Origin of the sequence: Nonomuraea sp. ZG12, from assembly GCF_052068115.1 — a bacterium.
Classification (GTDB): domain Bacteria; phylum Actinomycetota; class Actinomycetes; order Streptosporangiales; family Streptosporangiaceae; genus Nonomuraea.
This window is the reverse complement of the sequence record NZ_JBQHCW010000005.1, coordinates 411,960-436,116: the sequence shown is the minus strand read 5'-3', so window position 1 is coordinate 436,116 and position 24,157 is coordinate 411,960. Positions and strand designations below refer to the sequence as shown.

General features: G+C 71.1%; 21 protein-coding genes. 7 read left to right on the top strand and 14 right to left on the bottom strand.

Translation table 11 applies throughout. The annotated features are described in order from the left end of the window. Positions 1–701: cytochrome c oxidase subunit I (locus tag ACTMTF_RS18645; RefSeq protein ID WP_441111822.1), on the bottom strand; the 701-nt coding region annotated here is incomplete at its 3' end. A 188-nt stretch (positions 702–889) separates the two neighbouring features. On the opposite strand from ACTMTF_RS18645, the gene ACTMTF_RS18640 reads away from it, so the two are divergent. Then, the gene (locus ACTMTF_RS18640; protein WP_441111817.1) at positions 890–1,699 is read left to right on the top strand and encodes a DUF1206 domain-containing protein; all 810 of its coding nucleotides are present in this window, start codon (positions 890–892) and stop codon (positions 1,697–1,699) included. An 11-nt stretch (positions 1,700–1,710) separates the two neighbouring features. Here the strand turns inward: ACTMTF_RS18640 and ACTMTF_RS18635 are convergent, their stop codons facing one another. The 4 genes from ACTMTF_RS18635 to ACTMTF_RS18620 all read right to left on the bottom strand — a co-directional run bounded on the left by ACTMTF_RS18635 (position 1,711) and on the right by ACTMTF_RS18620 (position 6,758). Further along, the gene (locus ACTMTF_RS18635) at positions 1,711–2,652 is read right to left on the bottom strand and encodes a D-ribose ABC transporter substrate-binding protein (RefSeq protein ID WP_441111816.1); all 942 of its coding nucleotides are present in this window, start codon (positions 2,650–2,652) and stop codon (positions 1,711–1,713) included. A 16-nt stretch (positions 2,653–2,668) separates the two neighbouring features. Next, positions 2,669–3,631: an ABC transporter permease gene (locus ACTMTF_RS18630; RefSeq protein WP_441111815.1), complete on the bottom strand. Its 963-nt coding sequence runs from the start codon at positions 3,629–3,631 to the stop codon at positions 2,669–2,671. Beyond that, positions 3,621–5,123, bottom strand: coding sequence for a sugar ABC transporter ATP-binding protein (locus ACTMTF_RS18625; RefSeq protein ID WP_441111814.1), 1,503 nt, complete (start codon positions 5,121–5,123; stop codon positions 3,621–3,623). The genes ACTMTF_RS18630 and ACTMTF_RS18625 overlap by 11 nt, the downstream gene beginning before the upstream one ends. A 111-nt stretch (positions 5,124–5,234) precedes the next feature. Continuing rightward, positions 5,235–6,758, bottom strand: a complete 1,524-nt coding sequence (locus ACTMTF_RS18620; RefSeq protein ID WP_441111813.1) for an MFS transporter — start codon at positions 6,756–6,758, stop codon at positions 5,235–5,237. Between the two features lie 63 nt (positions 6,759–6,821). Here ACTMTF_RS18620 and ACTMTF_RS18615 point away from each other — a divergent pair, with 63 nt between their 5' ends. Then, positions 6,822–9,977, top strand: coding sequence for a BTAD domain-containing putative transcriptional regulator (locus ACTMTF_RS18615; RefSeq protein ID WP_441111812.1), 3,156 nt, complete (start codon positions 6,822–6,824; stop codon positions 9,975–9,977). A 92-nt stretch (positions 9,978–10,069) separates the two neighbouring features. Here ACTMTF_RS18615 and ACTMTF_RS18610 read toward each other — a convergent pair whose 3' ends face one another. After that, the gene (locus ACTMTF_RS18610; protein WP_441111811.1) at positions 10,070–11,575 is read right to left on the bottom strand and encodes a golvesin C-terminal-like domain-containing protein; all 1,506 of its coding nucleotides are present in this window, start codon (positions 11,573–11,575) and stop codon (positions 10,070–10,072) included. Between the two features lie 177 nt (positions 11,576–11,752). On the opposite strand from ACTMTF_RS18610, the gene ACTMTF_RS18605 reads away from it, so the two are divergent. Continuing rightward, the gene (locus tag ACTMTF_RS18605; protein ID WP_441111810.1) at positions 11,753–13,723 is read left to right on the top strand and encodes a family 10 glycosylhydrolase; all 1,971 of its coding nucleotides are present in this window, start codon (positions 11,753–11,755) and stop codon (positions 13,721–13,723) included. Here ACTMTF_RS18605 and ACTMTF_RS18600 read toward each other — a convergent pair. Beyond that, a complete protein-coding gene (locus tag ACTMTF_RS18600; protein WP_441111809.1) occupies positions 13,710–14,738 on the bottom strand; it encodes a zinc-dependent alcohol dehydrogenase in 1,029 nt (342 codons plus the stop codon). The genes ACTMTF_RS18605 and ACTMTF_RS18600 overlap by 14 nt on opposite strands. After that, entirely contained in the window at positions 14,735–15,334 is a 600-nt protein-coding gene (locus ACTMTF_RS18595; RefSeq protein ID WP_441111808.1) for an AAA family ATPase, read from the bottom strand. Before ACTMTF_RS18595 ends, ACTMTF_RS18600 begins: the two co-directional genes overlap by 4 nt. A gap of 110 nt (positions 15,335–15,444) precedes the next feature. Between ACTMTF_RS18595 and ACTMTF_RS18590 the strand changes: the two genes are divergently transcribed. Next, the gene (locus ACTMTF_RS18590) at positions 15,445–16,071 is read left to right on the top strand and encodes a TetR/AcrR family transcriptional regulator (protein ID WP_441111807.1); all 627 of its coding nucleotides are present in this window, start codon (positions 15,445–15,447) and stop codon (positions 16,069–16,071) included. Then, positions 16,068–16,799, top strand: a complete 732-nt coding sequence (locus ACTMTF_RS18585) for a phytanoyl-CoA dioxygenase family protein (protein ID WP_441111806.1) — start codon at positions 16,068–16,070, stop codon at positions 16,797–16,799. The genes ACTMTF_RS18590 and ACTMTF_RS18585 overlap by 4 nt, the downstream gene beginning before the upstream one ends. A gap of 137 nt (positions 16,800–16,936) precedes the next feature. On the opposite strand, the gene ACTMTF_RS18580 is transcribed toward ACTMTF_RS18585, so the two are convergent. Further along, positions 16,937–17,458 carry a hypothetical protein gene (locus tag ACTMTF_RS18580; protein WP_441111805.1) on the bottom strand — a complete coding sequence of 174 codons (522 nt, stop codon included), beginning with the start codon at positions 17,456–17,458 and terminating at the stop codon, positions 16,937–16,939. A 418-nt stretch (positions 17,459–17,876) separates the two neighbouring features. Between ACTMTF_RS18580 and ACTMTF_RS18575 the strand changes: the two genes are divergently transcribed. Further along, the gene (locus tag ACTMTF_RS18575) at positions 17,877–19,280 is read left to right on the top strand and encodes a hypothetical protein (protein ID WP_441111804.1); all 1,404 of its coding nucleotides are present in this window, start codon (positions 17,877–17,879) and stop codon (positions 19,278–19,280) included. 137 nt (positions 19,281–19,417) lie between these two features. Here ACTMTF_RS18575 and ACTMTF_RS18570 read toward each other — a convergent pair whose 3' ends face one another. The 4 genes from ACTMTF_RS18570 to ACTMTF_RS18555 are packed head-to-tail and all read right to left on the bottom strand — an operon-like array spanning position 19,418 to position 22,773. After that, entirely contained in the window at positions 19,418–20,059 is a 642-nt protein-coding gene (locus tag ACTMTF_RS18570; protein WP_441111803.1) for a nucleotidyl transferase AbiEii/AbiGii toxin family protein, read from the bottom strand. Between the two features lie 4 nt (positions 20,060–20,063). Next, positions 20,064–20,501: a hypothetical protein gene (locus ACTMTF_RS18565; protein WP_441111802.1), complete on the bottom strand. Its 438-nt coding sequence runs from the start codon at positions 20,499–20,501 to the stop codon at positions 20,064–20,066. Then, entirely contained in the window at positions 20,501–21,409 is a 909-nt protein-coding gene (locus ACTMTF_RS18560; protein WP_441111801.1) for a phosphotransferase enzyme family protein, read from the bottom strand. Before ACTMTF_RS18560 ends, ACTMTF_RS18565 begins: the two co-directional genes overlap by 1 nt. Continuing rightward, positions 21,406–22,773 (bottom strand): hypothetical protein, encoded by a 1,368-nt coding sequence (locus tag ACTMTF_RS18555; RefSeq protein WP_441111800.1) that lies wholly within the window; start codon positions 22,771–22,773, stop codon positions 21,406–21,408. Before ACTMTF_RS18555 ends, ACTMTF_RS18560 begins: the two co-directional genes overlap by 4 nt. 267 nt (positions 22,774–23,040) lie before the next feature. Here ACTMTF_RS18555 and ACTMTF_RS18550 point away from each other — a divergent pair, with 267 nt between their 5' ends. Further along, positions 23,041–23,466, top strand: coding sequence for an ATP-binding protein (locus tag ACTMTF_RS18550; RefSeq protein ID WP_441111799.1), 426 nt, complete (start codon positions 23,041–23,043; stop codon positions 23,464–23,466). Positions 23,467–23,500: 34 nt separating this feature from the next. Here ACTMTF_RS18550 and ACTMTF_RS18545 read toward each other — a convergent pair whose 3' ends face one another. Further along, the gene (locus tag ACTMTF_RS18545) at positions 23,501–24,136 is read right to left on the bottom strand and encodes a TetR/AcrR family transcriptional regulator (RefSeq protein WP_441111798.1); all 636 of its coding nucleotides are present in this window, start codon (positions 24,134–24,136) and stop codon (positions 23,501–23,503) included. Positions 24,137–24,157 lie beyond the last annotated feature (21 nt).

Below are 24,157 nucleotides of genomic sequence, written 5' to 3'. Positions count from 1 at the left end.
AAGACGTGGGTGCCGAACTTGCGGTCCGACTCCAGCGCCAGCAGCGCGGCGGCCAGCACCGGGAAGGCCATCAGCACGAGCATGCTGGTCAGCAGCACGTTCCAGGTGAAGATCGGCATCCGGAACATGGTCATGCCCGGCGCCCGCATGCACACGATCGTGGTGAAGAAATTGACCGAGCCCAGGATCGTACCCAGCCCGGACATCACCAGCCCCACGATCCACAGGTCGCCGCCCACCTGCGGGCTGTAGGTGGAGCCGGACAGCGGCGTGTAGGCGAACCAGCCGAAGTCGGCGGCGCCGCCACTGACGAAGAACCCGCTCACCGCGATCAGCCCGCCGAACAGGAACAGCCAGTAGCTGACCATGTTGAGCCGGGGGAAGGCCACGTCGGGCGAGCCGATCTGCAACGGCATGATCACGTTGGCGAACCCGGCGAACAACGGCGTCGCGAAGAGCAGCAGCATCACCGCGCCGTGCATGGTGAACAGCTGGTTGTACTGCTGCGCGTTGACCAGCTGCATCCCCGGGTGCAGCAACTCCGCCCGGATGATCATCGCCATGATCCCGGCCGCGAGGAAGAACCCGAACGAGGTGATCAGATAGAGGTAGCCGATGACCTTGTGATCGGTGGACGTCAGCCAGTTGACGATCACGGTCCCGGTCCGGCGGTCGCGGGCCGGAGCCGGCGGCGAGCTCACCGGCCCGCTGTCTGACGGCTTGTGGATCGTCACGTGTCGTCCCTCTCGTACGCATACCGTACGCGCATGACTACCCAGAGGCATCTCTGCGTACGCCCATGAGACGTGCGCCGATCAGCCCGCTTCCGCGCCTAGCCGCCCGAAATCTGGGCACATGAGGGTCTTCCCTTCGACCCCTTGGAGGACCGGTGAGTACTGCGCAGAGCGCACGAGCCACGGCACGGCGGGCGGCCGACAGCCCGATGCTCGACCGGCTGGCCCGCGTCGGCCTGGCCTGCCGTGGCGTGCTGTACGCGCTGATCGGCGTGCTGGCGATCCAGATCGCCCTCAGCGGCGGCGCGGGGGAGCAGGCGGACAAGGGCGGCGCGATCACCACCGTGGCGGAGCTGCCGTTCGGGGCCGTGCTGCTGTGGGTGATGGTCGTGGGCTTCGCCGCGCTGGCGTTGTGGCAGGCCTCCGAGGCGTTGTTCGGCCACCAAGAGGTCATCGACCGGGTCGAGGCGGTCATCAGGACCGCCGTGTACGTGCTGATCTTCGTCACGCTGCTGACCGTGCTGCTGGCCGGCCGGGCCGCCTCCGAGGACGAGAAGTCCCAGGACGTCACCGGCAAGCTGCTCGACCTGCCCGCCGGGCAGTGGATCGTGGGCGCCATCGGCCTGGGCATCATCGCGCTGGGCGTCCACTGGCTGCGCCAGGGCGTCACCAAGAAGTTCCGCGAGGAGCTCAACCTCGGGCAGATGTCCGCGCGGGCCCGCTCGGTGATGGAGAAGCTCGGCCTGGCCGGCTACGTGGCCCGTGGCGCCATCGCGGGCCTCGCCGGGATCTTCGTCGTCCAGGCGGCGATCACGCACGACAAGGACAAGGCCGGCGGCATCGACGCGACACTGCGCGCGTTCGCCGAGACCCCGGCGGGCCCGTGGCTGCTGGTGGCGGTGGCGGTGGGGCTGATGCTGTTCGCCGGTTACTGCTTCGGCGAGTCCCGCTGGCGCCGCACCTAGAGCGTCGGGCACTACGACGTCAGGAACTCCGAGACGTTCTCCTTGGTCGCCACCTTCACCGGCACGGCCACCGTCTTCTCCAGGGTCGCGCCGCCGGCCGCCTTCACCGCGGCGTCCACGGCCTGCTGGCCGAGCAGCCTGGGCTGCTGGGCGACGGAGGCGGCCAGGGTGCCGTTCTGGATCGCGGTCAGGCCGTCCGGGGTGCCGTCGAAGCCGACGACCTTGACCTGTCGGCCCGCCCGGTCGCCGAGCGCCTTGATCGCGCCGAGCGCCATCTCGTCGTTCTCGGCGAAGACGCCGGTGACGTCCGGGTGCGACTGCAGCAGGTTCGTCATCACGTCCAGGCCCTTGGTCCGGTCGAAGTCGGCCGGTTGCCTGGCCACGACCTTGATGTCCGGGAAGGCCTTGACGCCCTGCTCGAAGCCCTGGCCACGGTCGCGGGACGCCGAGGTGCCCGGGGTGCCCTGCAGGACGATGGCCTGGCCCTTCTCGCCCATCTGCGCGGCCAGCTCCTCGGCGGCCAGCTTGCCGCCCGCGACGTTGTCGGAGGCCACGGTCTGGGCCACCTCGGCGCCGGTGACGCCACGGTCGGCGGCGATCACCGGGATGTCGGCCCGTTCGGCCAGCGTGACCGCGGGCGCCGCCGCGTTGGAGTCGACCGGGTTGATGATGATCGCCTGCATGCCCTGGCTGGTGAAGTTCTGCACCTGGTTCACCTGCTGGGAGGGGTCGTTCTGGGCGTCGGTGACGGTGAGCGCCGCGCCGAGCTTGGTGGCCTGGGCCTGCGCGCCGTCGCGGAGCTGGACGAAGAACGGGTTGTTCAGCGTCGACACCGACATCCCGATCTTCACGCCGCCCTGCTGCCCGCCGCCGGACGAGCCGCCGTCCGTGCCGCACCCGGCCAGCCCCAGCGTCAGCGCCACCCCGGCCATGACGATCGCGGGAGTCCGCATGATGATCATCCCCCTTCTAGTACGTTCCCCTGCGGCGCAGGGTGTCGACGAGGACCGCCAGCGCGATCACCGCGCCGATCACGACCTGCTGCCAGAAAGCCGATACGGAAAGCAGGTTGAGCCCGTTGCGCAGCACGGCCAGGATGAGCGCGCCGACGAACGTGCCGAGCGCCCTGCCCTTGCCGCCCGACAGGCTCGCGCCGCCGATCACCACGGCCGCGATGGCGTCGAGCTCGTAGCCGGCGGCTGCCTGCGGCTGCGCGGAGGCCAGGCGGCTGGCCAGCACGATGCCGGCGACCGCGGCGAAGGCGCCCGACAGCCCGTACGTGATGAGCTGCTGCCGGTCGACCTTGATGCCGGACAGGCGGGCCGCCTCCTCGTTGCCGCCGATCGCGTACATGGCGCGACCCGCGTACGTGCGGTTGAGTATCACCGCCGCGATCAGGCCCATCACCACCATCACGATCACCGGGATCGGCAGGTAACGGCCGAGATTGCCGCCCAGGGCGGACACGGCGTCCGGCATCGAGATCGGGCTGCCCTGCGAGATGACCAGCGCCAGGCCGCGCGCGATGCCGAGCATGGCCAGCGTGGCGATGAACGGCGGCAGCTTTCCGTACGCGATGAGCGCCGCGTTGACCAGCCCGGCCACCACGCCGACCGTCAGCGACACCACCACGGCCACCGGCCAGGCCACCCCCGCGTCCGTGGCCGTCCAGGCCAGCGTGATCGCCGAGAGCGCCGCCACGGAGCCGACCGACAGGTCGATGCCGCCGGTGACGATGACGAACGTCGAGCCGAAGGCGAGGATCGCGGTGACGGCCGCCTGCACCCCCACGTTGAGCAGGTTGGTCACGCTGAGGAACGTCGACGACAGCAGCGACAGCGCCACCACCAGCACGACGAGCGCGGCCACCGCGCCGTTCTCGGCCAGCCAGACGGCCGCCGGCGAGCGGCGGGCCAGCACGTTACCGGACACGACTGCCCTCCACCTCCGTGACCGCCAGCGCCATCACGTCGTCCTGCGTGGCATCGGCCGAGGGCAGCTCGCCAACGAGCCGCCCCCGCGCCATGATCAGGATCCGGTCGCTCATCCCGAGGATCTCCGGCAGATCGCTGGAGATCATGAGCACGGCGTGCCCGGAGTCGGTGAGGGCGTTGATGAGCTGGTAGATCTCGACCTTCGCCCCCACGTCGATGCCGCGGGTCGGCTCGTCGAGAATGAGCACGCCCGCGTCGGCCACCAGCCACTTGCCGATGACCACCTTCTGCTGATTGCCGCCGGACAGCGTGCGGACCTCTTGGTCCAGCCCTGTCATCCGGATGGCGAGCTGGCCGGCCACCTTCGCCGCCGCCGTGCGCTGCCCCTTGCGGTCCACGAAGCCGGCGCGGGTCGCGTCGCGCATGGTGACCAGCCCCAGGTTCTCGCCGATGTCGGCGGTCAGCACCAGGCCCTGCCCCTTGCGGTCCTCCGGCACCAGCCCGAGCCCCGCCTCCATGGCGGCGTGCACGTCGGCCGGCGGCAGCCGCCGCCCGCGTACGGTGACCTCGCCCGAGTCGTAGCGGTCGGCTCCGAAGACCGCCCTGGCCACCTCGGTGCGGCCCGCGCCCACCAGCCCGGCGATGCCCACCACCTCGCCCGCCCGCACCTCGAAGGAGACGTCGTCGAAGGCGCCCCTGCGGCTCAGGCCGGTGACCTTGAGCAGCGGCGCGCCCAGCTCGCCCGGGCGGCGCGGGAACTGCTGGTCGATCGGGCGGCCCACCATGAGCCGTACCAGCTCGTCCTGGGGGGTGTCGGCCCGCACCTCGGCCACCGAACGGCCGTCGCGCAGCACCGTCACCCGATCGCCGATCGCGGCGATCTCCTCCAGGTGGTGGGTGATGAACGCGACCGCCACGTTCTCGTCCCGGAGCTGCCGGACGATCGCGAAGAGCTTGTCGACCTCGCTGGTGGTGAGCACCGCCGTCGGCTCGTCCATGATCAGCACGCGGGCGTTCAGCGCCAGCGCCTTGGCGATCTCCACCATCTGCCTCCGGGCGATGCCCAGCCGGGCGACCGGGGTGCGCGGATCGACGTCCACCTCCACCCGCGCCAGGAGCTCGCCCGCCTGCCGGATCATGGCGCCCTTGTCGATCAGGCCGAACCTGCGCGGCGGCCTGCCCAGCGACAGGTTCTCCGCCACGCTCAGCTCGGGCACCAGGTTGAACTCCTGGTAGATGGTGGAGATGCCGAGCCGCTGGGCGTCGCCGGCCGTGCGGATGTGCACCGGGTGCCCGTCCATCAGCACCCGGCCCTCGTCGGGGCGGTAGGCGCCGGACAGCATCTTGATCAGTGTGCTCTTGCCCGCGCCGTTCTCACCCAGCAGTACGTGCACCTCGCCGGGCCGCAGGCTCAGATCCACCCCGTCCAGGGCCTGCACGCCGGGGAAGCCCTTACGCAGGCCCTCGGCCCGGAGTATCGGCTCGCTCACCCCCGTGGTCCTTTCCGGCCGCACGACCGGCGAATCACCGAAGGCGCAGGTAGAACGGCCGGAGGTCACCTGCCCGCGTACGCATGGCCCGCACCTCCGCCCCCGGATCCGTCACCGCCGCAAGGGCTCTGCCGGGGTGGTGTCGCGAGCGCGGAAGGCGGTGCGGGCGAGGGCGGCCAGGCCCAGCGCGATGACGGCGCTCACCACCCCGATCACGTTCAGCCCGGTGGTGAAAGCCGCGTGCGCCGACTCCAGCAGCACGGCCCCGGGGCCTTCGGGCAGTTCCGTGGCGGTGGCCAAGGCGGCGGGCAGGGTGTCACGGGCAGCGGCGGCGGCCTCGCCGGGCACCCCGTCCGGCACGATGACGAGCGCCCGGTAGACGGCCGTGCCGACGCTGCCCAGCAGCGCGACCCCCAGCGCGATGCCGAGCTCGCCGCTGGTCTCCGACAGGGCGGATGCCGCGCCGGCCTTCTCCGGCGGCGCCGAGCCCATGACCAGGTCGGTGCCCAGCACCATCATGGGCGCGACGCCGAAGAAGGCGATCGCCATGCCCGCGACCGCCGTGACCGGCGAGCCGTCCACCAGGGCGAGCAGCAGATAGCCGACGGCCGCGAGCGCCAGCCCGGCTCCGATGAGGCGTCCCATCGGCATCCGGCCGGCCAGCTTCGGCGCGAGCAGCGAGCCGGCGATCGTCAGCAGCGTGGCCGGCAGCAGCCAGACCCCGGCCTCCAGCGCGGACAGCCCGGCGACGAGCTGCAGGTACTGGGCGACCATCATGAACCCGCCACCGGTGGTGACCAACGCCAGCAGCATGATCACCAGTGCCGCGGTGAACCCACGCTCGCCGAACAGCCGCAGGTCCACCAGCGGCACGGCCAGCGTGCGCTGCCGTCGCACGAACCAGGCGCCGAACAGCGTTCCGGCCCCCAGGGCGGCCAGCGCCAAGGGGGCCGGGCCGTCCTTGGCCAGCTCCTTGAGCCCGTAGACGACGGGCAGCAGCGCGGCCAGTGACAGGGCCACGCTGACCACGTCGATGCCGCCCGGCTGGGGATCGCGCTGCTCGGGAAGCAGCAGCGGGGCGGCGACGAGCAGCAGCGCCATCACCGGCACCCCGATCAGGAACGCCGACCCCCACCAGAAGCGCTCCAGCAGCACGCCGCCGACCAGCGGGCCGATCGCGCTGCCGCCCATGAAGGAGGTCATCCACACGCCCACGGCCATCGCCCGCTGCCGTGGATCCTTGAACATGGTGCCGAGCAGCGCCAGGGTCGAGGGCATCAGCGTCGCACCCGCCACGCCGAGCAACGCCCTGGAGACGATCAACATGGCCGGGCCGGTGGAGTACGCCGCCAGCGCCGAAGCCAGACCGAAGGCGGCGGCGCCGATCATCAGCAGGCGGCGACGGCCGATCCGGTCGCCCACCCAGCCCATGGTCACCAGGAAGCCCGCGATCATGAAGCCGTACACGTCGAGGATCCACAGCAGCTCGGTGCCGCTGGGAGCCAGGTCCGCGCTCAGGTGCGGGACCGCCAGATGCAGCACGCTCAGGTCGAGGGCGAGGAGCACGGTGGGCAGCGCCAGGACGGCCAGGCCGGCCCACTCTCGCCGCCCGGCGCGTGAAGAGTTCATAGTCATGGGGCGAGCCTGACCCGGCCGGCTCTCGGTTTCCGGTCGGTCGTCTGTCGGTAACGTGGCGGTATGCGATTCGGGGTGCTCGGCCCGTTGCGGGTGTGGACGGCCGAGGGGGAGGACGTCGCCATCGGTGAGGCGAAGGTCCGCGTCCTGCTGGCCGATCTGCTCGCGCACGCCGGGCATCCCGTCCCCGTTCACCGGCTGGTCCGGGACCTGTGGGGGGAGGAGCTGCCGGCGAACCCCTCGGCGGCCCTGCACACCAAGGTCTCGCGGCTGCGTGGGTCGCTCGGGGCCGCCGGGCTCGCCGGGCTGGTGGTCAAGCAGCCGGGCGGCTATCAGCTGCGGGCCGAGGCCGAGGCGGTGGACGCCGGCCGGTTCGAGGCGCTGGCCGGGCGCGCCCGCCGGAGCGAGGACCCGCGCGTACGCGCCCGGTTGTTCGGTGAGGCCCTCGCGCTGTGGCGCGGTCCCGCGTTCGACGGCTTCGCGGAGGAGCCGTTCGCCAGGAGCGCCGCCGCACGTCTGGAGGAGGAGCGGCTGCTCGTGCTGGAGGAGCGGGCGCTGACCCGGCTGGCGCTCGGCGAGCACGCCGAGGTGGCCGCCGAGCTGGCCGGTCTGGTCACCCGCCATCCCCTCCGCGAGCGCCTGCACGGCGTGCGCATGCGGGCCCTCTACGCCGCCGGGCGGCAGAGCGAGGCGCTCGCCGGCTATCAGGAGCTGCGCGATCGGCTGGTCGCCGAGCTCGGCGTCGATCCCTCCCCGGAGCTGGCCGAGCTCTACGCGGCCATCCTGCGGCAGGACCGCGGACTCACCCCCACCGCGCGGCGCGACAACCTCCCGGCCCAGGTCACCGACCTCATCGGCCGGGACGACGACGTCAAGGACGTGCGCTCCTCGGTGGCGGGCAGGCGGCTGGTGACGCTCACCGGCCCCGGCGGCGTCGGCAAGACCCGGCTCGCGGTCGAGGCCGCCACCGGGATGGTCGGCGACTTCGCCGACGGCGTCCGGCTGGTGGAGCTGGCCTCCCTCGACCCGCGCGGGGGTACGGCCGTGCTGGCCGCGCAGGTCATGAGGGTGCTGGACATCCGCGACGACGCCCCCGGCCCACTGACCCACGCCGAACCGCTGGACCCACCGGACCGGCTCGCCGCCGCGCTGGCGGCCAAGCGGCTGCTGCTCGTGCTGGACAACTGCGAACACCTGATCGCCGACGTCGCCGAGCTCGCCGCTCACCTGCTGCGGTCGGCTCCCGGCCTGAGCCTGCTGACCACCAGCCGCGAACGGCTCGGCCTCCCCGGCGAGGTGGTGCTCCCCGTCGCCCCGCTGGCGCTCCCGTCCGCCGTGCGGCTGTTCGTGACGCGAGCCGTCGCCGCGACGCCCGGTTTCGTGCCGGCGCCGGAGGACGAGGCCGTCGTGACGGAGATCTGCCGCCGGCTCGACGGGCTGCCGCTGGCGCTGGAGCTGGCCGCCACCCGGGTGGGCGTGCTCGGGCTGCGGGAGCTCGCGGCCCGGCTGGACGACCGGTTCCGGCTGCTCGGCAACGGGCAGCGCGGCGTGCCGTCGCGGCAGCGGACCCTCAGGGCGGTGATCGACTGGAGCTGGGAGCTGCTGGAGGAGCAGGAGCGGGTGGTGCTGAGACGCCTGGCCGTGCACGCCGGCGGCTGCACGCTCCAGGCCGCGGAGGAGATCTGCGGCGGCGACGGGATCGACGTGCTGGACGCGTTGGGCCGCCTGGTGGACCGGTCGCTGGTGACGGTCACCGACGGCCCCCGCTACCGGCTGCTGGAGTCGGTGGCCGAATACAGCCGGGAGCGGTTACGCGAGGCGGGCGAGGACGATCTCGTACGCGACCGTCACGTCCGCCACTACGGGCGCCTGGCCGACCGCGCCGAGCTGCGCGGCCACGACCAGTGCGACTGGCTGAGCCGCCTGGACGTCGAGGCCGGCAACCTGCGCCGGGCTGTCCGCCACGCCCCCAGGAGCCGGGCGCTGTCCCTGGTCAACGCGCTGACCTGGTACTGGGTGCTGCGCGGACGGCTCGACGAGGCCCGCTCGGCGCTGGAGGCCGTGTGCGGCCGTGTCGACGTGCCGTGGCCGCCGCCGGCGGACGAACCCGAAGAGGTGCGCGGCCCGCTGGCCGAGGCCCGCGTGTGGCAGGTCGGCGTCGAGCTCCTCCGGGGCCAAGGCCACGACCGCCGCACCCGCATCGAACGGGCCCTCGCCGCCTACCGCGACCTGGAGGACCCGCTCGCGCTGGCGCGGGCCCGCTGGTTCCTCGGGTACGCCGGGTACGGCACGGCCGACCTGGCATTGGGCGAGGAACTGCTGGCGCGGGCGCTGGACGGGTTCCGGGCGCTGGACGACCGCTGGGGCGAGGCGGCGGTGCTGTGCGCGCTGGCCAACACCGCGCTGGCGCGGGGCGAGCTGGCCTTCGCGCGGGAGCGGGCCGAACGGAGCGCCGCCCTCTTCACCGACCTGGGCGACCACTGGGGGCTGTCCCAGACCAGCTACCCGCTGGGCGTCCTCGCCGAGATCCGCGGCGACTACCCGGAGGCGGCCCGGCTGCTGCGCGCCGGCCTGCGGATGGCCGAGGAGCTCGGCCTGTGGAGCGAGGTCGCCGACCGGATGTCCGCGCTCGGCAGGATCGCGCTGCTGGTCGGCGACTTCGACGGCGGTCGAGACCTGCACGAGCGCGCCGTACGGCTCGCCGCCGAGCAGGCGTTCCCCCCCGGCGAGCGGTACGCCCAGATCGGGCTCGCTCTCGGCGCCCGCAGGCAGGGCCTGCTGGACGAGGCCGAACGGCACCTGCGTGAGGTGCTCGACTGGTTCCGCGAGTACGACCACTACGGCGCGACGGCCCTGCTCGTGGCCGAGCTCGGTTTCGTGGCCGAGTTGCGCGGGGAGGCGGCCGAGGCCAGGCGGCTGCACGCGGAGGGGTTCGAGGAGGCCCGGGTGTTCGGCGATCCGCGTGGCCTCGCGCTGGCGCTGGAGGGACTGGCCGGGGCCGAGGCGCTCGCGGGCGACGCGCGTACGGCCGCGGTCCTGCTGGGCGCGGCCGACCAGGCGCGACGCTCGACCGGCGCGCCGCTCCCGCAGGGCGAGCGCGGCGACGTCGACCGGATCGAGACGGCGGCCCGGCGCGACCTGGGGGAGGAGGCGTTCACCGAGGCCTTCGCCCAGGGCGCGCGCCTGTCCCCGGAGGAGGCGTACGCGTTCGCCCGCTGACCAGGGCCGGGACGGCCGGACGTGTTCAGAACCCCGCCCGGCTCGTCTCCTCTGGCGGGGAGACGAGCCGGACGGGTCTCAGGGGCTGGGGATCAGAGGCGTGAGATGCGTACGGCGTCCGCGATGACGTAGCCGGTGCCGGAGGTCCATCTGCTCACGCCGACCACGTTCTGGGTGCCGGCATCGAGGGGGAACGTGCCGATGGAGCGCCAGGCTCCGCCACTTGAGCGCTGGTCCACGTACACCGTCTGGTTGCCGCCGGCGGCGGCGACGATGTACGGCGCGGAGCTGTTGTAGCCGGGATCGCTCGGATACCAGACCTCCACCCGGTAGTTGCCTGCGCTGGGGATGGCCGCCTGGAACCAGGCCGGGTCGCTGGCGGCGACCGGGTCGGCGAAGCGGTAGTCGGCGCCGTGGCGGTCGCCGGAGTAGGCCGAGGTGCCCCAGTTGGCGCTGGCGGTGAACCCGGCGGCGGCGTTGTCGACGGTGGTGGTCCAGGTCGGGGTGCCGCCGTCGTCGCCGGTCACGTAGCTCATGTACGTGGACCAGTTCCAGTGCGAGCCCGGGTCGGTGTGGGTCGCGCCGGGGACCTGGTTGTGGCCGATGATGCCGGTGCGGGTCTTGGGGATGCCGTACCTGTCGCACAGGTGGCGGGCCAGCGCGGCGGAGGAGCGGTACATCGACTCGGTGAACCACGAGGCGTCGGCCACGAAGCCCTCGTGCTCGATGCCGATGGACCGGTTGTTGTAGGTGGAGTTCCCGGCGTGCCAGGCGACGTCCTTGTCCCGCACCATCTGGGTGACGGCGCCGTTGGAGGACTTGACCACGTAGTGGGCCGAGACGTTGGCGCTGGGGTTCTGGAACCAGGAGATGGTGCCCGCGTAGGAGCCCTGGGTGACGTGGATGACGATCCGGTCGATGTTGTAGCTGGTCTCGCGGCTGGAGACGCGGTAGTTGCCGGAGTTGGCGGCGACCCAGGCGGCCGGCGGGTAGTCGGCGCTGGCCACGGCGGCCCGCGCGTTCAGGTCGCGGGCCTTGGCCAGGTCGCCCCGGTCGGCGGTGACCTCCTGCGGCTCGACCGTCACGCCCCTGGCTTCGAGGCCGAGGCCGAGGCCTTCGTAGACGGCGTCGGCGTACAGGCGGGCCAGCTCGGGGGAGGTGGCGTTGCCGTACTCGGCGACGGCCTGGTACCAGCGGCCGAGGTCCTTCCTGGCCGCCTCGTCGAGGCCGAGCGCGTCGGCGTGCGAGCGGAGGACGGCGGCCGCGCCGAGGATGTTGGCGGCGTCGTCGGCGCGCAGCTTCTCGACCGGCAGCTCGGTGAGCTCGGCGGCCTTCTCCAGGGACTTGTTGGTGGGGTTGCTGACCAGGTGCATCAGGCCGTACCCGCCGCTGGCGCTGGGCTCGCCGCCGTGGCCGTCGAGGTGGGTCTCGGCGTAGCCGAGGGCGACGAGCAGGTCGCGGGGGACGTCGTGGGCGGCGGCGGCGCGGTCGAAGGACTCCGCCAGCGGGTTCTGCGTGCCGGCCAGGGCGGGCTGGCCCGCGAGGACCATGAGGGAGGCGATGACGAGGGCGACTAATCGCATGAGAGGGGATGCCATGGGTGCTCCTCACCGAGGGGTGTCGGACGCACAGTAAGGGACTTCCATGACAGATGTCGATAATTGACATTACTCGGGCATGAAAGGAAACTTTCCGCCCGCGCGGTAGTTCGTGGACTTATGCGAACCGTGTGAAGACTATTGCGCTTTGTGGCAAGTGCGCTGAAACTTCTCTTCGTGACCACGCTTCCGCGTCTCGTCCTCGTGGCCCTCACCGCCGTGCTCGCCCTGGCCGTCACCCCCGCTGTCACCCCGGCTGTCACCCTGGCCGCCGCCCCCGCGCAGGCCGCCGCGTGCGCCACCGACCCCGCCACGCCCAAGCGGCAGCTGCGGGCCATGTGGATCTCCAGCGTCGCGAACATCGACTGGCCGAGCCGGACCGGCCTGAGCGTCTCCGCGCAGCAGGCGGAGTTCCGCGCCTGGCTGGACCTGGCCGTGCAGCGGCGCATGAACGCCGTGGTCGTGCAGGTCAGGCCGACCGCCGACACGTTCTGGCCGTCGTCGCTCGAACCGTGGTCACAATGGCTCACCGGCAGCCAGGGCGGCGACCCGGGCTACGATCCGCTCGCCTTCATGGTCGGCGAGGCGCACGCGCGCAACCTGGAGCTGCACGCCTGGTTCAACCCGTACCGGGTGGCCAACCACGACGACCCCAGCAGACTGCAGGCCACCCACCCGGCCCGCCGCAATCCGGGCTGGCGCTTCGCCTACGACGGCAAGCTCTACTACAACCCCGGCCTGCCCGTGGTCCGCGACTTCATCCAAGACGTGATCATGGACGCGGTCAGCCGCTACGACCTCGACGGCGTGCATCTCGACGACTACTTCTACCCCTATCCGGCCGGCGGCCAGGCCATCCCCGACGCCGCCGCCTACGCCGAGCACGGCGACGGCTTCGCCAACGTGCACGACTGGCGCCGCGAGAACGTCAACCTCCTCGTACGCGAGCTCGACCGGCGCATCCACGCCGCCAAGCCCTGGGTCTCCTTCGGCGTCAGCCCGTTCGGCATCTGGCGCAACGCCGGCACCGACCCGCTCGGCTCGCGCACCTCGGGCCTGCAGTCCTACGACGCCATCTACGCCGACACCCGGCTGTGGGTGAAGCAGGGCTGGGTGGACTACATCGCGCCGCAGATCTACTGGCATATCGGGTTCGGCACGGCCGACTACGAGGTGCTCACCGCATGGTGGGCGGGCGTGGTCAGGGGCACCGGCGTCCAGCTCCTCATCGGCCAGGCCGCCTACCGGGCGGGAGCGAGCGGCCAGGACGCCGCCTGGCAGGACCGGGCCGAGCTCAGCGACCACCTGCACGTCAACAGGCGGCACCCTGAAGTGGCCGGCGACATCTTCTTCAGCGCCAAGGACGTCCGGGCCAACCGGATCGACGCCTTCTCCACCCTGGCCGCCGCCCACTACGCCAAGCCCGCCCTGCTGCCCGCCCGTGGCACGTCCGCCGCGCCCGCCGCCCCCGCGATCACCTCGGCCACCCGCGGCTCCGGCGGAGTCGCCCTCGCCTGGCAGGGCGGCGGCACCTCCTATGCCGTCCACCGGGTGAACGGCACCCCGGCCACCGCCGACCCGTGCGCCTTCGCCGACGCCCGCAACCTGCTCACCACCACCAGGCGGACCACCTTCACCGACACCACCGCGACGGCCGGCACCGCCTACACCTACTACGTGTCCGCGCTCAACCGCACCCACCAGGAGAGCGCGCCGAGCGCCGGCAGGGCCGTGACGGGGTCGGGCGGCGGGTTCAGCGTCGTCATCGACAACGCCGACCCCGGTTTCACCGCGAGCTCCGGCTGGGGCACCTCGGCCTTCTCCGGTCAGCCGCACGGCGCCGACTACCGCTTCGCCGACCCGGTCGCAGCCAGCGACCCCGCGTGGTACCGGGCGAGCATCCCCAGCGCGGGCAGCTATCGCGTGGAGGTCTGGCATCCGGCCGACGCGGGCTACAACAGCGCCACGCCGTACATCATCACCGACAACCGGACGGTGTACGTGGACCAGCGCACGGGCGGCGGCCAGTGGCGCTCGCTCGGCGACTTCACCCTCGCCGCCGGCACCTACAACGTGGTCGGCGTGAGCCGCTGGACCTCCACCAGTGGGTACGTGATCGCCGACGCGATCCGCATCACCCGGCTCTGACCCGGGGATCGACGTGGACCTTCGGCGCGTGCCCCCACGTGGCCGGGCGGTCGCCGCCGAGCACCCGCGCGACCTCGTCCAGCGTCACGGTGGCCGCGACCAGGGGACGCGGATCGACCGCGCCCGAGGCGTACAGCTCGATGGTGCCGTCCAGGCCACCCGAGGCGCTCAGGACGCCGGTGGCGGTGACGTCCTTGAGCACGAGCGCGCGGGTGTCCAGGAGGCTGGGCGCGGCGGCGATGCCGATGTAGACCACGTTGCCGCCGGGCTCCACCAGCTCGGCGGCCAGCGCCGGCAGGGCGGTCGCGCCCGAGGCGTCGATGATCGCGTCGTAGCGCAGGCCGGGCAGGGTCTCCCGGGTCCAGGCGGGGCCGAGCCCGAGGGTGCGGGCGAAGGCGAGCGAGGGATCGTCGCGGCCCATCAGGTGCACCTCGGCGCCCTGGGCGGCCGCCAGCATGGCGGCGAGCAGCCCGATCGTACCGGGGCCGAGCACGAGCAGCCGCCGCCCCGGTGACAGGCGGGCGGCGCGGACGGCGCGCAGCGCGTTGCCGCCCGGCTCGACCAGGGCGCCGAGCGCGGGGTCGAGCGTTTCCGGCAGCTTGTACAGGGCCGTGACCAGGACGGGGAGTCGTTCGGCCAGGGCGCCGGGCCAGCCGCCGCGGATGCCGATCTCGTGCCGGTCGGCGCACAGGTGGTGGCGACCGCCGGCGCAGCGGTCGCAGTGGCCGCACCCGAGCATGGTGTCGCCGGTGACGCGCAGCCCGAGCCAGCCGGGATCGACGCCCTCGCCGACCGCCGAGACCACGCCGCACCACTCGTGGCCGATGCGGATGGGATAGCGGGCCTGGCCGGTGTGCAGATAGCTCATGGCGCCGGAGAAGAACTCGGCGTCGGTGCCGCACACCCCGGCCCGCTCGACGTCCACCACCACCTGGCCGGGACGTGCCTCGGGCGGCGGGACGTCGTGCACCCCGCCCTGACCGGGGCCGGTGAGGACGAAGGCGCGCATGCTCATCGCTCGAACCGGATGCTGGTCAGGACGTTCGCGCTCGCGCGGTCCAGCACATGGGCGCCGGAGGCGGGGGCGGCGTCACCGGCCTTGGCCCGGACCAGCAGCCGCTGGCAGCGGCGGCGGTGGCGGGCGAACGTCCGCTCGGGCACCACCCTGCCCCTGGCGTGCTGCCCGGCGAGCGCCGCCTCGGGGGCCACGTCCAGCAGGAGCAGATGGAAACCCGCTCCGGAACGCCGGGCCATCCTGGCGAAGACGCGCAGCACGATCGGGCCGCAGCCCCGGTTGTGCGCGATCACCGACCGGCCGCCGCGCACCGCCGACCGGATGCGCCACAGGTGTGTGGCGAACACCACGCCGGTGCGCACCGGTTTGGGGGCCCAGCCGAGCCGGTCGGCCCAGTAGAGGCGGGACTGCATCGAGTCGATCACCGTCGCCTCGCCCGCCGTGACCGGCGCGGTCTCGGTGCCGTCCAGGGAGTACAGGCGTCTCAGGAGCGTGGTCTTGCCCGCCCCGGGCAGGCCGGTCAGGATGACCAGCGACCCCGCCGGATAACGCAACGACTCAGCTGCGTTGCAGGCAGCGGGCAACGAGACGGTCACGGCCTACTCACTTCCTCGAGTATAGGCGGGCACGCGTACATGATCATGCTGTGTGTCGATTGACAGGATAGTGTTTGCATGTTGAGTTGAGCTCAACCAATATGGACTCCATGGAACCACTGTCCCGCCGTGCGGCCGCTACCCACAGGCGCCTGCTGGAAGCCGCCGCCGAAGAGCTCATCGAGACCGGTGACGTCGAGGTGGCGGCCGTCGCCCGGCGCGCGGGGATGAGCGTGGGGCTGCCCTATCGCTACTTCGGCACCCGCAGCGGCCTGATGAGCGCCCTGCTCGCCGACTTCTACGACCGGCTGGTGGCCGACACCGTCCTGGCCGACCATCAGGGCGACACCTGGCTCGAACGCTGGCGCGCCCAGGTGCGCACCTGGGTCGACCGGGTCTACGACGACCCACTGTCCCCCGTGGTGCTCGGCCGCATGGTCGGCGACGCCGAGGTCGCCGCCATGGAGGCACGCTGTATCAGGCAGGTCGTCGCCACCGGCGTCAAACACATCGCCGCAGGCCAGGCCGAAGGCGCCGTCGCCGCCGACCGTGACCCCGAGATGCTGTCAGCGGGAGTCGTCGGCGGCATGCGCGCCATCTTCACCGTCGTCCTGGACAAGAATCCCCGGCCGGATCGTGACCTGGTCGTCGCCGAGGTCTGGAAGTTCAGCGTCGCCGCGCTGGGAGCCGAGGAGGCCGCACCGCGTGTGCCCGATACTCAGGAGCGCCTGACATGACACGAAGTCCCATGTCGCTCCTGCACAGCGACGGTTACGTGGTGCTCCCGGCGCTCCTGCCGGAGGCGCGCCGCAGGCACATCCGGGCGGAGCTCACCCCACTGCTCGGCCCCGCCGGGCGCGACCCCTTCCAGACCCGGCACACCCGCCAGGTCTTCGGCGTCCTGCACAACACCCGCGCCGTCGACGACCTCATCGACCAACCGGACGTGCTCGCCCTCCTGGACCGCCTGCTGCTGCCCAACTTCCTGCTGTCACAGCTCGAAGTGGTCGAGGTACGCCCAGGCGCCGCCGCCCGGCACCCCCGCCCCGACGACGAGCACTATCCCGTGTCCCGCCCCCGCCCGGCCCTGTCGGTGGCGGCCCTGTGGACGATCGACGCGGGCAGCGCCCTCACCGTGTGGCCGGGCAGCCACCGTTGGCCCGACAGACGCCTTCCCGCCGGCGACGGCCTCACCCTGACCCCGCCCGCCGGCTCCTGTACGGTCCTGCTCGGCACCCTCTGGCACGCCCGCCCCCCGACCCAGACCTGGGCGAACCCGAGCCTGACCGTCAAGGCCCACTACTGCGAGCCGTGGTTGCGCACCCGCGAGGCCTTCACCCTTTCGCCGGGGCGCGACGTCGCCCGGCAACTGAGCCGGCGGGTGCGCCGCATGCTCGGCTACAGCATCCACCCACCGGACACGGGCCTGGTGGACGGCATGCACCCCCAACGCCTGTTCTCCTAGCCCTGAGATGTCGACCGTCCACACCCGCCCAGCACTGAGGTCCTCGCTTCGCTCGGACGCCTTCCTGGCCGCTCGCGCCTTCCGTGCGTCGGTCATCGCCCCGAACCCATGCCGGTGAAAAGCGCTTCTTTCGTGAATCACCAGCAGCGGAAATCCCAGCTGCCATCGCCTTGGTAGGCGGCATCGAATTCGACGATCACTGTCTGGTAGCCGTACTCCGCCTGGTCGGATCCGTAGGGCACCCATGCGTTGACCTCGAAGTCGGTGTACCGCTGGTCACCATCCGTGAAATTCGCTGTTCGATAGTGCCGCAGCACCTCTTCCCCGGGCCTGTCCGTGACCAGGTCGAAGCGTACGCTGACCATGCAGTCGCCCGAGTCGCCGCTGACCACCTGCTGGGGCCCGTAAAGGCTGATGCCAGAGCCGCCGGGTGGCGTTGGATGTCGCAGAATGCGATCCGTGAGACCTGCCAACTGGTGGTCGTGGATCCAGGCGGGCGCCATGATGAACACATAAATCAGAAAGATCGGCGCCGCCACGAAAAGTGTCGAGTGAATCCAGGGGCGATGCTTTCGCTCACGTGGCAATTCCCGTGAGGGCTCATCGTGCGAAACAACTGACATGCTTTCAACACCGTCCGGTTCCAGGAAGACCCGCACCCTACTCGTTCGATCATGTGTCGCATCGGTCATCGGCGCCAGGCGACCAATGGCCCGTCCGGTCCTCAGTCCCCCACCGGACCGCCTTCCCGCCGACCGTCTGCCCGCTGGACCGAGGGACCTGACGACCTGAGCTAGGCCCACCCGTTCGGGTGGCCACGGCCTACTCGGTGTAGCCGGGCTGCTTCGTGACCTTCGAGATCGCGGGGGAGCAAGCGCGGCATTTCAGCGGCACCGGCGGCCGTTCCCGAAAGTAGTGATAATGAGACAAAACCCGCGATCAACGCCAGGTTGAAGATCAGCTGCCCGTGATTGAGTAAGAAGGCTTACCGAAGCTTTGCCGAGCCCCGGCGCAGGACGTGCCGGGGCGGCAGCCGCTTCGGAGGCACTCTCGACTCCTGAACGGAGCAACACCCTCATGATCTCCAAGGATTCAGTCCGCAGGCTGGCGGCTCTGGGCGCCGGCCTGGCCATGGGCGCGACCATGGTCTCCGGATTGGTGGCCGCGCCCGCGGCGGCTGCCGGCACCGGGGCCGTCCAGGCCGCCAAGCCGAAGGTCTCGGTGTCGACGCCGACGGCCTCTCCCAAGCGCTACGAGGGAGAGTGTCCGGTAAAGGTCACTTTCTCGGCCAAAGCCAAGGTCAAGCCCACGAGCAGTAAGACGCGGGTCGTCTACCGCTGGCTGCACGGCGACGGCTCCAAGAGCAAGGCGAAGTCGTACACCCTGAAGGGCAAGAGCACGAAGACGGTCACCTTCAAGGAGACCGCCACCTTCAAGAACGACATCAAGAAGAACTGGCAGGTCCTGCAGGTCCTCTCACCCCGCAAGGTGACGTCGAAGAAGGGCTACTTCTCGGTCAGCTGCGAGAAGGAGCTCGTCCTCAACCCGGTGGAGAAGCCGGTGGAGAAGAGGACGTGGGTCAAGGCAAGCGTCAAGGTCGACCGCTACACCTCCTGCCAGTCCCCGGTGGACGCGTACGGCACGATCCGCGTCAGCAAGCCCGCCTGGGTGAAGTACCGCTGGATCCGGAACGGCCGTGTCGTGGACTCCGGCAGCGTCAAGGTCTGGGACGACCGCAAGGTCCACTACTCCTTCACGCCGCACGGCAGTCAGCAGGGCTGGGTCGCGCTGGAGATCGTGAGCCCCCGGCACACCGACTCCGACCGCGCGCACTACAAGGTGTGGTGCCGGCCTGAGGCCACGGCCTCGGCCAGGGTGACCGCGCCCTCCTCCTACCAGGGCAGCTGCCCGGTCGACCGGGTGTTCAACGGCACCATCGCCGTCAACGGCACCAGCACGACCGTGAAGTACCGCTGGGCCGGCCCCGGCTACCGTGGCTCCGTCGAGTCGCTGTACTTCGCCCGCTACTCCGGCGCCAAGCACGTGAGCCACACGGTGACCGCGTCCGACAGCGGCAGCGTCAAGCGCTGGATCGAGATCCTCGGCCCGAACCACCGGTCCTCGAACGTCGCCCACACCACGGTGAAGTGCGCGGACGCCGCCGTGACGGCCTCGATCTCCAGCCTGAGCACCGCCCCCAACTACGAGACCTGCGCGCTGCAGTCCAGCCCCGCCGTCAACGTCTCGGCCGGCATCACCGTGACCGGCGCCACCACGCTGACCTACCACTGGGTCATCAACGGCGCCACCACCTCCATCCCCACCACCGTCGTCCTCGACAAGGCGGGCGTCCACCCGGTGACCCTCGGCCTCACGCCGACGGGCCCGCCGACCATCGCGGGTGACATCCAGCTCGTGATCATCGCCCCGAACGCCGACACCGAGACGAAGCCCTTCACCTACACCTGTCCCACCGCCTGATCCAGCCGTCAAACAGGCGCGGCGCCCCGCACGGGCGCCGCGCCTTCGGTATTCCGGCACATACGCGAGCGGTTCGGTTGGACGCATCCCCCCGACACAAGGGTGCAGCGGCTACGCTACCGACCACCACCGGGGCGTCATGGGCCATCGGCGCGCAGAGCTCGCTCCCACCGCTGAAATCGTTCACGGAGTAGGGCGATATCGCTGGTGGACAGGCCGTGGTGGGCGAGCGCCTGGTCCGGAATACGGTCAAGAGCCGATAGCGCGACGGCGAACATGATGAGGTCGAAACCTGGATCGGCGTTTGTGGCCAGGTGGGTCAGATCCTCCATGGTGTAGCGGCCGCTGCTCAGGACGGCGTCCACATCAACGAAGTCACGGACTTCCGCCCTGCCATAGAGCGCGGCCACCTTGTTCCCGACGGCGTCGTTCGGGTGAAGGACAGGTCCGATCTCCAATCGGACCGGCGGATGCGCGCGCCAATCGACTCCCATCTCGACTTTCACCGAGCGACCACTGGCGTCGGTGACAAGCAAGCGGGCGAACCCTGGGTTCTCCTGGGTGATCTCAGCCTTCATGCCGGCTTCTCGGTACGCCGTCAGGGCCGCGTGGACGGCGGCGTCGAACTCACCGTCGGCCGACGTGAAGAGATCCACGTCCTCTGAACGTCGCGTGAGGAACCCGTGAGCTTGTACGGCATAGCCTCCTGCGGGTGCGAAGCCGAAGCGCTCGGTGGCCGCCAGGCCGATGCCGGCGGCCAGTTCGTGTAGGGGGTCCATGGCCTTACGCGGCTCGCACTAGATCTCGGAAGCGGGCTTCCCACGACTTCCTGGCTCGCACGGGTAGGAAAAGCTGCGGCCAGATCCTGATCAGGAGCGATCCGTTCAGGTAGGTGCGTAGGTCATCGAGCTGCACTGCCTCGCGGATGACACGTTCGTACATCAGCCCGAGCTGGGCATCGTCGTCCAGGTCATAGACCCGTTGCTCCGACCAATCAAGGTGGACGGGCAGCTCGACCACGCCGGTGACCGGCCCCGTCAGCTCTCGCAGATCGGCCGGCACAAGATACAGCCGGTGGCTGACGTATCGCGACCGAGGATTCACACTCCCAGTCTGCCTGTTCGTCGAGGTTTCCGCATTACACGAACGCCGCACGCGGGTCGCGTAGCTCTTACTCGAATGAGCGCTGCCGGTTCGCCGTCCTCGCAGCACGGTGTTCATCACCTGTACGGCTCCCAGCGGACGGTTGTGTCGCCGGTTTTGAAGCTGTGCATGCGGTGGCGCCACTGGGACCGTATGGACGGGTTGCTGCGCAGGATGGGCAGCACGCTGGTGACCAGTTTGAGCTCGCGGAGCCGCCGCAGCACCGGGAAGCCCTCCCACCCGATCACGTCGAAGCCGTACGACCCCGCGAGCGCGAGATGCTCGTTCACCGGGTAGTTCATTCGCAGGCTGCCGACCGCCGCCGGGGTCAGGTCCCATTCACGCGGGCCGATCGTGGTGCTGTCGAAATCGCACAGGACAGGGCCGTCCGGCCCCGCGATGACGTTGCCGAGGAACGCGTCGCCGTGGATGACCCCCGGCGGGAGCACGTAGCGGAGCGCGTCGAGGCGCTCTTCGAGGTCGTCGCACTCGTCCAGCAGGAAGGCGTGGTCGTCGGGGGAGAGGTCCTCCGGCTCGGCGAGCCGCCGGCGGATCTGGCTCATCGGCCGCCACGGCGGCAGCGTGTGCCCCGGATCGGGCAGCGCGTGCAGGCTCTGGAGCAGGGTGGCCAGGTCGGCGCCGCCGGGACGCGGGCCCACCTCGGGGACGTACGCCCACAGGGTGGCCAGCTGGTCGTCCACCCGCAGCGGTTGCTCGACGCCGGGGAGGAGCCGTACCGCTGGAAAGTCGTGCTGCGCCAGCCAGCGGGCGACCCGCACGACCGCCGGCGTGCGGACGCGGGCGGCCGTGGAGCCGGCGATGCGCACGACGACGGGCGCGTGGCGGAGGCGGAAGACGGCGTTGTTGGTGAACTTGATCAGCTCGGCGCCTGAGGAGGGCAGGCCCGCCTGGTCGCAGAAGGCCGCGAGCAGGGTGTCGAGCCGGTCGCGGGTGAGGCCGCAGGTGTGGTCGGCGGTCGCCGTCATGCCGCACGCACCGCCGCGATGCGCTGGGCCAGCTCGTGCGCGTCGGCGTCGTGCGCCCGCGCGCGGGCCGCGGCCTGGAGGGGGGCGAGCCGGTCGACGATCCGTTTCGAGCGGATCTGGGTCGCCAGGGCGACGACCTGATGGCCGTTGGCGATCGCGCTGTTCAGCTCGCCCGCCCGCAGTTGCACGGTCGCCAGCGCGGTCAGCTCGAACACCCTGCTCCGCGTCATGCTCGGGCTGCGGCGTCCGAGCGCGTCGGTGAGGAACTCCGAGGCGACGTCGAGATGGTCGTCGGTGAGGTCGGCGTAGACCATGCCGCTCAGCGCGTCGAGGTCGGCCGGGCCGAAGAAGCTCACCCAGGCCGGGAACGGCTGCCCGCACGAGCGGGCGAACTCGTCCCGCGCCCGGTGGATCGACTTGAGGGCGAGCTCGGCATCACCCAGCAGGGCGTACGCCCAGGCTTCGTTGGCGCACAACATCGCCACCGTCCGCTCACAGTTGGCGTCCTGCGCGCAGATCTGCCCCAGCTGGAAGAAGCGCAACGCGTCCTGCACACGATCACAGTGCAGGTGTACGCGGCCCATCCGGTAGAGGACGTTGGCCGCGAGGGAGAAGTTGCGGGCGTGTTTGGCCTGTTCGAGCGCGAGAGCCAGGTGCTGTCTCGCCGGGCCGTACAGACCGACGTCGAAGGACGTCCAGCCCGCCAGGTTGTGCTGATCGGCCAGCGCCTGGTGGAGCCGGAGGCCGACCTGCTGCGCGCAGGTCGCGTGCAGCAGCCGCTGTGACCACGCGAGCTGCGCCACCACCGCGTCCCGGCAGACGCCGCCGCCGTGCTGGTAGTCGAGCGCGCGGAGCGTGCGCGTCACCGTCTCGACCTGCTCGATGTCCGCCAGCCCGATCCGCTGCGGCGCGGGTGTCTCCACCGGGGCCAGGGGATGCGTCCAGTTCTCGCCGTGCTCCCCGGCCGCGCCGACGGTCACCTGCGCGGCATGGGCGAGGAGACGCCGCACCTGCTCGTCCTCGTCCAGGTCGGGCTCCTTCGCAGGCTTGGCCGGCTCCGGCTCCGGCTCCGGTTCCGGCGAGGACGTGTCGTAGGCCAGTCCCATGTAGCCGCGCGGGATGCCGAGCCCGTCGGCGATGCGGCCCAGCACGTCGTAGGCCATCACCTGGCGGCCTTTGAGGATCTCGGAGATCTCCGACTGGGACTGTGCCGTGAGGGTGGCGATGTGCCGCTGAGAGATGCCGATGCGCTGCAGCAGCCGGTAAACAGTGGCCATGTCGCGGACGTACAAGGCCTGACGCATCTGGGAGTCGTCCCAGATGGTGGGGTCGATGTCGTGCGCGCTGGCGTGGCTGACGTTCATGCCGACCTTTCCACGGCCGAGTTCGTTGGCTCACGGTAACCGGCGTCCCACCGCGCTCGAGGTCGTTTCCGCGGGCCCATCGCCCAAGGCGATCGGCTCGGCCGATCACCCACCTGACAAGCGCAGAGTATAGGTTCGGCGACTCTCCGTGTACGGCTTTCGTCGGGCACGATGGCGATCAGGCTGTCGCCTGTCTCAGCCGGAGAGGAAGACGATGTGCCTACCCCACGCTCCGCCCTATCCGACAGGTCCGATGAAAGCTCTCGGATGATCGCATGGTGCCTGCCCCCAGACAGCGCCACCAGCCGTGCGCGAGAACTGCTCCGCGACCACCTGTCCCGGCAGCACCTCGCCTGCGATGTGCTCGTCGAGCTGGAGTTGGTCGTCGCCGAGCTGGCCACCAACGCGGCCAGCTACGCCCCCGGCCCCTACGAGCTGCGGATCGTGCACGACCACGGCGCACCGGGCAGGGTCGAGGTGGTGGACGCCGGCGCCGGCGCCGGGCTGATCGAAAGCCTGCTGCGCCGCCCCCTCGCCGTCCCGGACGACGTCGACGAGCTGGCCCTCGGGGGGCGGGGGCTGCGGATCGTCGCCGAGTTCACCCACGGACGCTGCGGTGCCGGGTGGACTCGCCTGTGCGCCACCGGCCAGCCGGGCACCGTCGTCTGGTTCGAGCTCCCGTGCCTGCGGTAAGCCGCGGGAACGGCGGAAGTTCGCCGTGGTGAAGTCAGTTCGGTATGCGTGATCGATCCGGTCTGCTCCGGTGCTTCTGGACCAGGGGCATGAAGAGATCGTTGACGATCGAATGAACGCGTGCGGGCTCCAGGGGTTTCAGGCCCATGAGCAGATCGTGGCGCACCAGGTCGAACGGCATGGCGAGCACTGCGGACGGGATGTGCTCAAGATCGATCTCGCCGCGGTCGTGGGCGCGCCGGTAAACGATCTCGGCGCGTGCCAGTGGCGCGCCACCCAGAATCCTCTCGCGTGCCTGCGCGAGAGTCAGCCCCGCATCGGTCAGCAGCCCCGAGAAGACGCTCGCCGCGGCTGTGGCGAAGAAGGTAGCGCGGGCTTCGCCCATGCCGGTCAGCAGGGCGAGCAGGTCGCCGGGCAGCGTGCCGGTGTCGGGGACCGCGACCGGGTGGACCTTGGGGTAGTGCTCGATGGCGGCGAGCACGAGTTGGTCCTTGTTGGGCCAGCGGCGGTAGAGCACCGCGATCCCGGTGTGTGCTCGTCTGGCGACGGACTCCATCGTCAGCTTGGCGTAGCCGGTCTCGACGAGCTCGTCCCATGCGGCTTCGAGCAGCGCGGCTTGGAGTTCTTCGCCGTGTCTGCGGCGGGCGTGCTTCGGGACGGGTTCTACCACCCCTCCACGCTAGAGAGGCTT

Coding starts and splice junctions, on each gene's coding strand:
- ACTMTF_RS18615 (WP_441111812.1), top strand. CDS start 6,822: ATGCGATTCGGGGTGCTCGGCCCGTTGCGGGTGTGGACGGCCGAGGGG.
- ACTMTF_RS18585 (WP_441111806.1), top strand. CDS start 16,068: ATGACACGAAGTCCCATGTCGCTCCTGCACAGCGACGGTTACGTGGTG.
- ACTMTF_RS18560 (WP_441111801.1), bottom strand. CDS start 21,409: ATGACGGCGACCGCCGACCACACCTGCGGCCTCACCCGCGACCGGCTC.
- ACTMTF_RS18565 (WP_441111802.1), bottom strand. CDS start 20,501: ATGAACACCGTGCTGCGAGGACGGCGAACCGGCAGCGCTCATTCGAGT.
- ACTMTF_RS18610 (WP_441111811.1), bottom strand. CDS start 11,575: ATGGCATCCCCTCTCATGCGATTAGTCGCCCTCGTCATCGCCTCCCTC.
- ACTMTF_RS18590 (WP_441111807.1), top strand. CDS start 15,445: ATGGAACCACTGTCCCGCCGTGCGGCCGCTACCCACAGGCGCCTGCTG.
- ACTMTF_RS18550 (WP_441111799.1), top strand. CDS start 23,041: ATGATCGCATGGTGCCTGCCCCCAGACAGCGCCACCAGCCGTGCGCGA.
- ACTMTF_RS18600 (WP_441111809.1), bottom strand. CDS start 14,738: ATGAGCATGCGCGCCTTCGTCCTCACCGGCCCCGGTCAGGGCGGGGTG.
- ACTMTF_RS18555 (WP_441111800.1), bottom strand. CDS start 22,773: ATGAACGTCAGCCACGCCAGCGCGCACGACATCGACCCCACCATCTGG.
- ACTMTF_RS18635 (WP_441111816.1), bottom strand. CDS start 2,652: ATGCGGACTCCCGCGATCGTCATGGCCGGGGTGGCGCTGACGCTGGGG.
- ACTMTF_RS18570 (WP_441111803.1), bottom strand. CDS start 20,059: ATGGACCCCCTACACGAACTGGCCGCCGGCATCGGCCTGGCGGCCACC.
- ACTMTF_RS18575 (WP_441111804.1), top strand. CDS start 17,877: ATGATCTCCAAGGATTCAGTCCGCAGGCTGGCGGCTCTGGGCGCCGGC.
- ACTMTF_RS18620 (WP_441111813.1), bottom strand. CDS start 6,758: ATGACTATGAACTCTTCACGCGCCGGGCGGCGAGAGTGGGCCGGCCTG.